Here is a 12,429-nt window from a genome sequence, read left to right as displayed (position 1 = left end):
ACTGGGGGACGGGACCATGCGCACATCCCTCGCAATGATCATTCTCTCGCTCGGGGCCGCATCGTGCGCGCCGGGCGCCGACGCGCCGCCTCCCGCCACGGGTGGCGAGCCCGCGTCGCTGCTCACACCCGACGCCGCGTGGAACGCGTGTGCCACCATCACCCCCGGCAAGCCGGCGGGGGTGTGCACGGACTTCGGTGGCAACGTGGTGGTGGCGGATACGTCGCCGCCGCGTTTGATCGTGTTTCGGAGCGTCGGCGCGTGCCAGGAGTTTCAGATTCCCGACGGCCAGCCCGCCTTTCGTCCCTCGGATGTCTCCATCCGCGGTTTTTTCGTCTATGCGGTGGATGAAACCGATCGCATGCTGTTGCGCTGGGACTCCAGCGGATCGTTCCGCGACGTGCTCTTGAACTTCGAGGATCTGCAAACCGGCCGGCGCATCTCGCCCTACGGTCTGGATGTGGATTCGTCGGGGCGGCTGGCCATCACCGACGTGGAGAACCACAAGGTGCTGGTGCTCGACACGTACCTCAATATCGACGTCGCCTTCGGGAACTACGGGACGTTCGACGGGCAGTTCGATACGCCGCTGGGGGTCTCATTCACCCCGCGCGGCGAGTTGCTGGTTGCGGATTCGGGCAACGGGCGGCTGCAGGTGTTTTCGGATTCGGGATCGCACCGCCGCACCCTGCCCGGCGCCGGCGTGGACAATCCCATGCGGCGCCCGCGGCGCGCGGTGGCGGCGGAGGACGGCACGGTGTACGTGGCCGACCCGGTGGCGCGCTGTGTCTTCGTCCTGCCCGCCGACGGCGGCGCGGTGCGCGCGTTCATCGCGCAGGAGGGTGCGGCGTTCGAGCCGACCGATGTCGCGCTGGGACGCGAGGGCCGCCTGTTCGTGACCGACGCGGCCACCCAGTCTCTGCGCGTATTCAAGGTGATGTAGCATCCACGGAACACGCGCGCAGTACCGGCCCCTGGTCGCCGCCCTCATCGCCGGCGTTCTGGCCGCGGGTGCTGGGGTTGCACGTGCGGACACGGTGCCGTGGGGCGCGGTGGCCGATACCCTCAAGAGCCCGACCCCGGGCGAGCGCATCACACTCACCGCCGCGTTCATCGTCCCGGGCAGCGTGCGCGTCGCGTTCGACGGCGTCGCGGTTCCACCCGAGGGTTACCAGGTCAACCATCACCTCGGCACCATCCGCTTCCGGATCGACATCCCCCCGGGCGCGCGCGTGGTGGTGAGCTACCAGCGGCAGCCCTTCCTGCTCTCGCCCGTCTACGCGCTTCGCCCCGCGGAGGTGTCGCGGCCCGACTCGGTGCAGGCCCCGCCGGAGCGGGTCAAGTCCACCCGGCCCGCCGAAACCGGGACGCCTCCGAACCTCGTATTCGGCGGAACCAAGTCGGTGTCTTTCTCAACCGGCAGCAACCGCGGCCAGACACTCGACCAGTCGCTGGAAGCCACCGTGGAAGGCCAGCTCACCCCCACCATCAAGGTGCGCGCGCTGCTCTCCGACAACAACCTGCCCATCCAGCCGGAGGGGAATACCGAGGAGCTGCAGTACTTCGACCGCGTGTTCGTGGAGATCGAGGGGCCCAACGCGAAGGCGGCGCTGGGCGACATCGCGCTTGACGACCGCACGTCCTCCTTTTCGCCGCTCACCCGCCAGCTGCGTGGATTCTCCGGCGCGGCGTGGCAGCGTCGCGGACGCGTGGCGGTGGCGGCGGCGGAAACCAAGGGGCAGTTCCGCACCGTGGAGTTCCGGGGCACCAGCGGACTGCAGGGACCCTACGCGCTGCTCTCGCAGGCGCGCACCACCAGCGACGTGATCATCGCGGGCACGGAACGGGTGTACGTGAACGGCGCGCGCATGGAGCGCGGCCAGAATCACGATTACGTCATCGACTACGACGCGGGGACGGTGACGTTCACCCCGCGCCGGGCGATCACCTCCGACACCGAGATCGCGGTCGACTACGAGGTGACGCAGGAGAGCTACGAGCGTTCCACCGTTCTCACCGGCGCCGAGGACGTTCAGCTGGGCGCGGGTGTGCGCCTGGGCGTGGTGTGGGCGCGCGAGGCGGATGACCGCGACCGCCCCATCAGCGTGGTCCTGTCCGAAGCGGACCAGCAAACGCTGGCCGCGGCGGGGGACTCCGCCAACCTGGCCATCACCGGCGGCGTCGCGCCGGCGGACTCGGGCAAGGGGACGTACGTCCTGGTTCCGGCGGACAGCCTGGCGGGCACGCCCGCCCACTACCGGTTCGACGAACTCAGGGGCGACCTCATCGTGACCTTCGTCGAGGTGGGCACGGGGGCGGGCGACTACCGCCGCGCGGGCATCTCCTCGCGCGGGGTCGCGTACTACGAATTCGTGGGCGCTGGCAACGGCGCCTATCGCGTCGGGCGCCAGTTGCCCCTTCCCGCGCTGCTCGACGTTGCGACCGCGCGCGTGGGGTGCGCGCAGGGGGACGTGACCTTCGACGCCGAGTGGAACGTGAGCGACCACGACGAAAACCGCTTCTCCAGTCTGGACGACGACGACAATGTGGGCCAGGCGGCACAGGCGCGTATCGGCATCGAACGCGGCGAGGCGTGGCGCGTGGGTGTGAGCGCGGCGGGGAGCATGCTCGAGGAGCGCTTCACCAGCTTCGACCGCGCGCGTCCCTGGTATTACTACCGCGACTGGAACCTCGAGGACGTGGCGCTCTCCGGGCGCGAAGTGACCGGCGAAGTGGCGTTGAGTCTCGCCCGCAAGGACGCGCTCAGCGTGCGCTACTCGCTGGCGCGGCTGGATCGCACCACATTCGAGGGTGTCAAGCACGAGGCGCTGCTGGCCGGACGGCGCGGAGACCGCGGGTTCAACGCGCGCGCCTTCGCCACCGACATGAACGGCGACGACAACGAGCGCACCCGGCGCCACCTCGGGCTGGACGGCTCCTGGGGTGTGTGGCGGGTGATCCCGGGTGCGACCGTGGTGAGCGAGGAGTACCGCAGCGCGTACACCGCCCAACCCGACAGCGGCCGCGCGTACCAGCTGCTCGGCGTGTGGCTGGCCTCGCGCGGGGCGGGGCGGATGACGTGGCGGCTGACCGCCGACCGCCGCGACACGCAGGACATCGATCCCGCCAGCGACGACTTCCGCGACACCCGCCGCAACGACACCTTCGGCGGGTTGCTCGCCTATCGATCGCGCGGGTCGGCCAGCGCGGAGCTGCAGCTGACCCACCAGTTCGAACTGGACCAGCTTACCGGGGCCGAGATCACCACCGACCTCGCGCGTATCAAGGCCGGCGGTGCGTGGGACGGCATCGGTCTGCGCGCGGACGCGGACTACGAGGTGAGTCAGAACGACGCCGCCACACTGCAGCGTTCGGTGGTATTCGTTGGCGAGGGCAAGGGAGACTACAACGAGCAGGGTGAAGCGGTGGGCAAGGGCAAGGGTGACTTCACCGTGGTGTTCCTGCCCACACCGGAGTCCACCCCGGTGCACACCGTCGGGTTCAACCTGCGCATCGTGTGGAAACCATCCGCGCGGCAGTGGAACGGCAGCGGCGCGGGCCGGTGGGTGCTGCGCAACGTCTCGCTCGACCAGACCATCGGCATCCGCGAGGAGTCCACCTTCGAGCCGGCCTGGCAGGTGTACCTCATGGTGCCCTCCGCCCTGCAGCGCGATGAGACCACCGTGTTCGGAACCAGCACCCTGCGCCAGGACTGGTCGTTGCTGGACGGCTACCGCAACGTGTCGCTCGTGTACCGCTACCTGCGCGAAGACCTGGAGGACAACCGCTTCGAGGGTGTGCGCGAGAACGCATTCACGTCGGAGCACTCGCTGCGTCTGACGCGCTCGCTGTCCAAGCGCCTCACCACCACCTTCGAGGCCGGCCGGCGCGCGGATCGCCGCGCGGGCGTGGGAATCGCGGCGGGCACCGGAAGCACCTACGACGTCGAAACCTGGTCGGGGCTGGCCGGCGTGGGGATCTTGGTGGCTCCGGGTGCGACCCTCGATATCGACCTGCGCGGGACGCGCGCGCGCGATGCGGACTCGGGCGCCGAACAGAGCACCCTGCGCCTCAATCCCCGCCTGGTGTGGCGCGTGGCGGAGCAGATCAACGTCTTCGGGACGTACGAGCTGGCAAGCGTGCGCGATGCGGGCGACGTGGTGACAACGCCCATCATCTTTGCCCGTGAGGGGCGCGCGCACCGATGGAGCATCACCCCCAACCTGCGGATCTCCCGCATCATCAGCATCTTCGCCACCTACTCGGGGCGCAACGAGGTGGTGTTCAGCGGGCGGCGTGTCACCGAGCACGAGTTCCGGCTGGAGACGAGGGCGTACTTCTGATGCGGCACCTGCTTCGCATACTCGTCGTGCTGGCGTGCCTGCCGGCGCTGCACATACCCGCGTACGGGGAGCAGGCGCGCGTGCGCGTCGTGGGCACCCGTGCCATCACCCCGGAACGCGCCGCCGCGATCCTGCGCGCCGGGGGCTTCCCGGCGGCGTCGGGCGCGCGGGCGCTGCAGGACGCATACCTGCGCCAGGGCTACCTGTTCGTGGAACTCGACGTGAGCTGGGACGCGGACTCGACCTGCGTGGTGGTGGTGGCGGAAGGGGAGGCGGCGCGCATCGGTGACGCGCGCGTGCGCGGCGCCATCTCGCGCCCCGTGGCGGACGTGGTGCGTGACCTGGGTGTGGAGCGCGGCGCGCGCTTCGAGCCCGAGCGCCTGGAGAAGAACCTCAAGGCGTTGCTGGCCAGTTACGACGCGGCGGGGTTCCCGTTTGCGCAGGTGTGGATCGACAGCGTGGGAGTCGACCGCGAGGCGGCGACGGTCGACATCGCCTTCTACATCGTGGAGGGGACGCCGCGCGACGTGACCGGCGTGGTGGTCGAGGGGCTGAAGAAGACGCGTCCCGAGCTCGCGGTGCGCATCGCGGGCGTGGAGCCGGGGGTTCCGTACCACGCGCGCCTGCTGGAGGACATGTACCTGCGCCTGGTGGCGAGCGGCGTGTTCCTCGACGTCGAATTCCCCACCGTGCGCGTGGCCAGCGACGGGCGCGGTGTCGATGCGGTGATCACCGTGGAGGAGGCCGCCCGTTCGCACGTCTTCCAGGCCGCACTCGGCTACGCGCAGGCCGACCAGTCCAGCGAGCGCATCCTGTCCGGCCTCGTGCAGTTGGAGCTGAACAACATCGGCGGGACGCTCAAGGACTTCGGTGTGGTGTGGAACAACGACGGCAACGGGCGCAGCAACACGCGCATCAGGTACCGCGACCGCCTCTTCCTGGGGCGTCGCACGGGCGTGGGGCTGCGACTGGAACAGATCGGCCAGGACACGCTGTACACCTGGCAGTCACTGGGCGTCACCGCGGAGCGGGGCTTCGGCCGCGTGGCGGGCACGCTGGCAGGTGTGTCCGCCGGCGCCTTCGGCGACCGCAACGTGTTCAGCCAGGGCAGCGTGCAGCGCTCGACGCGCCTGCGCGGGAGTGTCGGCGTCAACGCGCTGTGGGGAAGCGAGCGCCGCGCGGCATACGCGCGTGTCGGCGTCGCCGCCACGCTGGCTTCCAAGAGCATCACTTACCGGGAGGGGAGCAGCGGGCCGGGTGACGTGAACCAGTCCATCTACGATGCCAGCGTGGAGGGCATGGTGCCCGCGTTCTGGTCGCTGTACTACAGTCTGGCGGGCGCTTTCCACACGCTGGAGAGCGGCGAGGCGTCGGTGCCGCTGTCGGAACAGTTCTACGTGGGCGGTGCGAGCACCGTGCGCGGTTACAAGGAGAACCAGTTCCACGGACGGCGCGTGGCTTATGCGCGCAACGAGCTGCGGCTGGGCCGCACGCCGCGCGAGGGGCTGTACCTGTTCGCCGACGTGGGCTACGTGCTGCAGGAGTCCACGCAGAGCGACGGGGCGGTGACCGAGAGCGGCAGCGGACTGAGGGGGTTCGGCTTCGGCGTGCGCAGTGCCTCGCGCCTGGGGCGGATCGACCTCAGTTTCGCGGTGTCGGACGAGATTTCCCTGCAGTCCACCAAGGTACATGTGTTGCTGGAGCAGAACTTCTAAAGGTGCTAGCATGGGCCGGTCTATGCACACACTCACCCTCGACGGCCGGAGCCTCCGGCTGTCCGACATTGCGGCTCTTCTCGCCGGCCCCGCCACGGTGGCCGCCGAAGCGGACGCCATGGAGCGCGTCGCCCACTGCGCGCGCCTGTGCGACCAGCTCGCGGCCGGCGACGTGCCCCACTACGGCATCAACACCGGTTTCGGCAAGTTCGCGCGCACCCGCATCAGTGCGGCCGACGCGGTGACGCTGCAGCACAACCTGCTGCGCAGCCATTCCGCCGCGGCGGGGCCCCCGCTGGACGACGACACCGTGCGCCTGATGATCGTGCTGCGCGCCAACTCCCTGCTGGCGGGCCGCTCGGGCGTTTCGGTGGAGCTGGTCACGCGCCTGCTCGACCTCTTCAACCGCGGCATCACCCCGGTGGTGCCCTCGTACGGCTCGGTGGGGGCGAGTGGCGACCTCGCGCCGCTGGCGCACCTCTCACTGGCGGTGATCGGCGAGGGCGAAGTCACGTATCGCGGAAGGCGCGTCCCCGCGGGCGAGGCGCTCTTTGCGGAAGGCCTGAAGCCGCTGACCCTGCGGCCCAAGGAGGGACTCGCGCTCATCAACGGCACGCAGTTGATGAGTGCCGTGGCGGCGCGGGAACTGCTGCGCACCCGTAACCTGCTCAAGACCGCGATGGCCGCGGCCGCGATGTCGCTGGAGGCCTGCCAGGCGACCGACCGTGTGTTCGACGCGCGCCTGCACGAGCTCAAGCCCCACCCGGGGCAGATCGCCGTGGCGGCCGGGTTCCGGCGCCTGCACGCGGACAGCCAGGTGATCCGCGCGCACCAGGACTGCGACCGCGTGCAGGATCCGTACTCCTTCCGTTGCCTGCCGCAGGTGCTGGGTGCGGTGCTGGACACGTGCCGCTGGATCGAACAGTGGGTCACCATCGAGATCAACGCGGTCACCGACAACCCCATCATATTCCCCGACGACGGCGAGGTTCTCTCCGGGGGCAACTTCCACGGCGAGCACATGGCCTTTGCGCTGGACGGACTCGCCATCGCCGCCTGCGAAATCGCGTCCATCGCCGAGCGGCGTATCGACAAGCTGATGGAGGGGGACGGCGAGCGCGTGCCACGCTGCCTGGTCAAGCACCCCGGGCTCAACTCCGGGTTCATGATCGCGCAGTACCTGGCGGCGGCGCTGGTGAGCGAGAACAAGATCCACGCGCACCCGGCGTCGGTGGACAGTATCCCCACCTCGCTCGGCTTCGAAGACCACGTGAGCATGGGCAGCATTGGCGCGCTCAAGGTGAGCCGTGTGCTCGACAACGTAAACCGCGTGATCGCGGTGGAACTGTTGTGCGGGGCGCAGGCGCTTGATTTCCACCGGCCGCTGGTGCCGGGGCGCGGCGCGGCGGCGGCGCTCGACGCGGTGCGCGAAACCGTTCCCTTCATCGAGCAGGACTCGGTGCTCACCGGGCACATCGCGTCGCTGGAGAAGCGGTCGGCGGACGGGGACATCGTGAACGCGGTGGAAGCAGCGGCGGGCCAGTTGCTGCGCGGCGACGACTAGACATGGGAGGCAGCATGGATTTCACACCCGGTGCGATCCGCGCACCGCGCGGGAGTCAGCGTTCCTGCCGCGGCTGGGCGCAGGAAGCGGCGCTGCGCATGTTGTGCAACAACCTCGACAACGAGGTGGCCGAGGACCCGAAGAACCTGGTGGTGTACGGCGGGCGCGGGAAGGCGGCGCGCAACTGGGACTGCTTTCACGCCATCGTCGCCGCGTTGCGCGGCCTGGGCGACGACCAGACCTTGCTGGTGCAGTCCGGCAAGCCGGTGGCGGTGTTTCCCAGCCACCCCGGTGCGCCGCGCGTGCTCATCGCCAACTCGCTGCTGGTGCCGCAGTGGGCCACCTGGGAGCACTTCTGGGAACTCGAGGGCAAGGGACTCATGATGTACGGCCAGATGACCGCCGGCAGCTGGATGTACATCGGCACGCAGGGGATCCTGCAGGGAACCTACGAGACGTTCGCGGCCTGTGCGCAGATCGAGTTCGGCGCGTCGCTCAAGAACCGGCTGGTGCTCACCGGCGGCCTGGGTGGCATGGGTGGCGCGCAGCCGCTTGCGGTGACCATGAACGAGGGCGTGGTGATCGCGGTGGAGGTGGACCCCTCGCGCATCGCGAAGCGCCTGGAGACGCGCTACGTGGATGTGATGGTCGACGATATCGACGACGCGGTCGCGCGCGCCATGGACGCCAAACGCGCCGGACGCGCGCTCTCCATCGGACTGGTGGGAAACGCGGCCGAGGTGTTTCCGGAGCTGCTGCGCCGCGGGGTGGAGATCGACGTGGTCACCGACCAGACCTCGGCGCACGATCCACTCAACGGCTACGTGCCGGTGGGACTCGACGTCGCCGCGGCGGCCGAGCTGCGCGCGCGCGATCCGAAGGCGTACGTGGAGCGCGCCATGCAATCCATGGTGGCGCACGTCACCGCGATGGTGGGCTTCCAGCGCGCGGGTGCGCGCGTGTTCGACTACGGCAACAACATCCGCGGCCAGGCGGCGGCCGCGGGGTACGGGGACGCGTTCGCGTTCCCCGGTTTCGTGCCCGCCTACATCCGGCCGTTGTTCTGCGAGGGCTACGGGCCCTTCCGCTGGATCGCGCTCTCCGGCGATCCACGTGACATCGCGGCCACCGACGACCTCATCCTGGAGCTGTTTCCCGACAAGCCCGCGTTGTCGCGCTGGATTGCGCTGGCGCGGGAGCGCGTGGCGTTCCAGGGGCTGCCGGCGCGCATCTGCTGGCTCAAGTACGGTGAGCGCGCGCGCTTCGGCGAGCGCCTGAACGACCTCATCGCAAAGAGAACCGTCTCCGCGCCGGTGGTGATCGGCCGCGATCACCTCGACAGCGGTTCGGTGGCAAGCCCGTACCGCGAGACCGAGGCCATGCGCGATGGCAGCGACGCGGTGGCCGACTGGCCCATCCTCGACGCGCTGCTCAACGCGGTGAACGGGGCCGCCTGGGTGTCGGTGCACCATGGCGGGGGAGTGGGCATGGGATTGTCGATCCACTCCGGCTTGGCGGTGGTGGTGGACGGCACGCCCGAGGCGGGGGCGAAGGCGGTGCGCTGTCTCACCGGGGATCCGGGGATGGGAATCGCGCGCCACGCCGATGCGGGCTATCCGATGGCCATCGACGCGGCGCGCCGCGACGGTGTCGACATCCCCATGCTGAGGAAGGACTGACGGATGTCCGCCCGCCCGGCCGCCGATCTCATTCTCACCGACGCCTCGCAGCTCCTCACCCTGGCCCACCCGGCGGGCGGCCCGCGGGTGGGGCCGGCGCTGGGCGAGCTTGCCATCGTGAGCGACGGCGCACTCGCGGCCTGCGGCGGACGGATCGTGGCGTCCGGCAGCCGTGATGCGGTTCTTGGCGCGGTCGATCCCCGACCGGACTGCCGGCAGATTTCCGCCGGGGGCCGGGTGGTCATGCCCGGGTTCGTGGACTGTCACACGCACACAGTCTTCGCCCGCTACCGGCTGGATGAGTATGCGTGGCGCGTGGCCGGCACCCCGTACGAGGAGATTGCCGCCCGCGGCGGCGGCATCGCAAAAAGCGTCGAGCACATCCGCGCCACGCCGGAGCCCGAGCTGGAACGGATCAGCCGGGAAAGGCTTGCCGGTTGCATTGCGTACGGAACCACAACAATAGAAATAAAAAGTGGTTACGGCCTCGACTTCGACAATGAGATGAAGCAGCTGCGCGTCATCCGGAAGCTCGCGGAGTCCTTCCCGATCACCGTGGTGGCCACCTTTCTCGGCGCCCACGCCATCCCCCGGGAACACGCCCGCAGCCGGGCGGCCTATGTGGCGGCCGTCGTGGACGAGATGATCCCGGCCGTCGCCGCCGCTAACCTCGCCGAATTCAACGATGTGTTCTGTGAGACGGGGGTCTTCACCCTGGAGGAAACGGAACGAATCTTGCGGTCCGGGCAGCGGGCTGGACTCAAGGCCAGGCTGCACGCCGATGAGTTGACCGATATGGGCGCCGCGGAACTCGCCGCGGCCATCGGCGCGGTCTCGGCCGACCACCTGAAGAAGATCAGTGAACGAGGGATATCGCGCATGGTCAGTGCGGGAGTGTTCGGCGTCCTGTTGCCCGGGACCAGTTTCGGGCTGCCGTCGCTGTCCTTTGCACCCGCGCGGCGCATGGTCGAGGCCGGCATGCGACTGGCCATCGCCAGCGATTTCAACCCGGGAAGTTCGACGAGCGAATCGATGCCGATGATGACGTCCATCGCCTGCTCGCACATGCGGCTCTCGCCCGCGGAGGCCATCTCCATGTCCACCTACAACCCGGCATTCGTGCTGGGTCGCGAGGGCCAAGTGGGCAGTCTCGAAGCCGGCAAGCGGGCGGACTTCCTGCTGTTGAACTGTACGGATTACCGTGAGGTGCCGAATCATTTCGGCGTGAATCCGGTTGCACAGGTTTTCGTCGCGGGCGCGCCGTGGAACGGCGACGCGCGCGGCGTGGCGGAGTGACGAGGCAGGGAGCGTCGTGAGCAAGGCAACCACCGTCCGCAAGAAGGCTCTGGATCTCGTCCGCCAGCAGGACTGGCAGGGCGCGATCCGTGAGTACAAGCGCCTGGTCGAAATGGACCAGTCCAATCCGAACGTCCACAACGAACTCGCAGACATCTACCTCAAGACCAGCGCCAAGGCCGAAGCCTATGACTGCTTCGTCCGGGCCATCGACGAGTACACACGCGTTGGGCTCTACAACAACGCGGTGGCGGTGGCCAAGAAAGTCATGCGCGTGCTCCCCGCACGCACGGAAGTTCTGACACTGCTCGGCAACGTGCGCATGAAGCAGGGGCTCACGCGCGAGGCCGAGTCGTACTACACCAGCTTCCTCGACAAGGTCGCCGGCAGTTCCATCGAAGCGTCCGCCTTCAAGACCATTGCCCGCGAGATCGGCGAGGCCGCGCCGGAGTCGGTGCCCGTTCTGCAGCGCCTCTCGCAGTGCCTGCTCTCGTTCCAGCTCGACGAGGACGCGGGCGAGATCCTGATCAAGCTGCATGGCCTCGTGCAGCGCAACGGCAACGCGGAACTGCTGGAGCAGGTGCGCGGGTCCATCGAGAAGCTGGGACTGGGCGCGCGCATCGCCATGCCTACGGGTGCCGGCGCCGCCCCGGATCCGAACCGCACCGTCGTTACCGAGCAGAACATCTGGACCAAGAGCCACAGCGCGGGCGAGCGCATCGAGATCGAATCCACGCCGCAGTTCACGCCACGCGCCGCCGACGCGGCGCCTGCCAGTGCGCCGCCCGGGGATGCGCCGGTGGCGAAGGCGCCGCCTGCCGCACCGGCCGGGCCGCCGAAAGAGGCCGCGCCCCCCGCGGCGCCGCCGTCCGACGGACCCTCGGAGAAGGAACTCTACCTGCTGCGGCTCGCGCGCGGCGTGGGGGGGACCTCGCCGCAGCCGCGCGACAAGAAGGAAAAGGAAAAGCAGGAGAACAAGAAAGGCGCCAAACCGGCGCGGCACACGCAGCAAGCCGCGGCCAGCGAACCCGCGCCGAACGCGGCCGGGGCGACGCCGGCGGCCGAACCGGCCGCGCCCGATCAGGAGCCCGTTGCCGCGCAGGCGCGTGCCGAAGCGCCCGCGGCGCAGCAGAAGGCCGCTGCATCGGCGCCGGGGTCTCACGACGCCCCGCCGTCCGCCACAGCGGCCACGGATACCATGCCGAGGCCGGCGCCCGCACAGCCCGCGCCGCCGCCGGCGGCGAAACCCGCGCCGCAACCGCCAGCGGCCAAACCGGCACCCGCTCCGCCGGCGGCGAAGCCCGCGCCGCAACCGCCAGCGGCCAAACCGGCACCCGCTCCGCCGGCGGCGAAGCCGGCGCCCGCTCCGCCCAGCTCGCGTCCGGCGTCCGGTGACCACACCCAGATATCGGCGCTGATCGACAACGACATGGACGGCGGGCAGGGTGAAGCCGACTACCGCAGTCACTACGACCTGGGAATGGCGTACATGGAGATGGACCTGCTGTCGGAGGCGATTCGCGAGTACCAGGCCGCATCCAAGTCGCCGCAGTTCCAGGTGAAGTGCCTGGAGATGATCGGCCTGTGCTTCGTGCGCCAGAACCTGCCGCAGCTGGCGATCAAGCAGCTCAGCAAGGGGCTCTCGATCATCGGCGACGAAAGCGAGGAGTCGCTGGGCATGAAGTACAACCTCGGCCTCGCCTACGAGATGGTGGGCGACCTCGAGTCCGCCCGCGCGCAGTTCGAAGACGTGTACGTGGTCGACGTGACCTTCCGCGATGTCGCCGAGAAAGTGGCAAGGCTCGCCCACAAGTCCTGACGCCCGCCCGCGG

At 69.4% G+C, this 12,429-nt stretch carries 7 protein-coding genes; all 7 read left to right on the top strand.

What is annotated here, in order from left to right; translation table 11 throughout:
- Positions 1 to 16: 16 nt before the first annotated feature.
- Complete coding sequence (locus tag OEX18_05000) at positions 17 to 943, top strand: NHL repeat-containing protein (protein ID MDH4336618.1); 927 nt, start codon at positions 17 to 19, stop codon at positions 941 to 943.
- Between the two features lie 109 nt (positions 944 to 1,052).
- The gene (locus tag OEX18_04995) at positions 1,053 to 4,343 is read left to right on the top strand and encodes a hypothetical protein (protein MDH4336617.1); all 3,291 of its coding nucleotides are present in this window, start codon (positions 1,053 to 1,055) and stop codon (positions 4,341 to 4,343) included.
- Positions 4,343 to 6,058, top strand: a complete 1,716-nt coding sequence (locus tag OEX18_04990) for a BamA/TamA family outer membrane protein (GenBank protein ID MDH4336616.1) — start codon at positions 4,343 to 4,345, stop codon at positions 6,056 to 6,058. Before OEX18_04995 ends, OEX18_04990 begins: the two co-directional genes overlap by 1 nt.
- Positions 6,059 to 6,080: 22 nt before the next feature.
- On the top strand, positions 6,081 to 7,622 hold the full coding sequence (gene hutH, locus OEX18_04985) for a histidine ammonia-lyase (protein MDH4336615.1): 1,542 nt from the start codon (positions 6,081 to 6,083) through the stop codon (positions 7,620 to 7,622).
- Between the two features lie 14 nt (positions 7,623 to 7,636).
- Positions 7,637 to 9,301, top strand: a complete 1,665-nt coding sequence (gene hutU / locus OEX18_04980; protein ID MDH4336614.1) for a urocanate hydratase — start codon at positions 7,637 to 7,639, stop codon at positions 9,299 to 9,301.
- 3 nt (positions 9,302 to 9,304) lie between these two features.
- Positions 9,305 to 10,597, top strand: coding sequence for an imidazolonepropionase (gene hutI / locus OEX18_04975; GenBank protein MDH4336613.1), 1,293 nt, complete (start codon positions 9,305 to 9,307; stop codon positions 10,595 to 10,597).
- A 16-nt stretch (positions 10,598 to 10,613) separates the two neighbouring features.
- Positions 10,614 to 12,416, top strand: a complete 1,803-nt coding sequence (locus OEX18_04970) for a tetratricopeptide repeat protein (GenBank protein ID MDH4336612.1) — start codon at positions 10,614 to 10,616, stop codon at positions 12,414 to 12,416.
- Positions 12,417 to 12,429 lie beyond the last annotated feature (13 nt).

This window comes from Candidatus Krumholzibacteriia bacterium (genome assembly GCA_029865265.1).
In the GTDB taxonomy this organism is placed as follows: domain Bacteria; phylum Krumholzibacteriota; class Krumholzibacteriia; order WVZY01; family JAKEHA01; genus JAKEHA01.
This window is presented reverse-complemented; position numbering and strand designations above follow the sequence as displayed.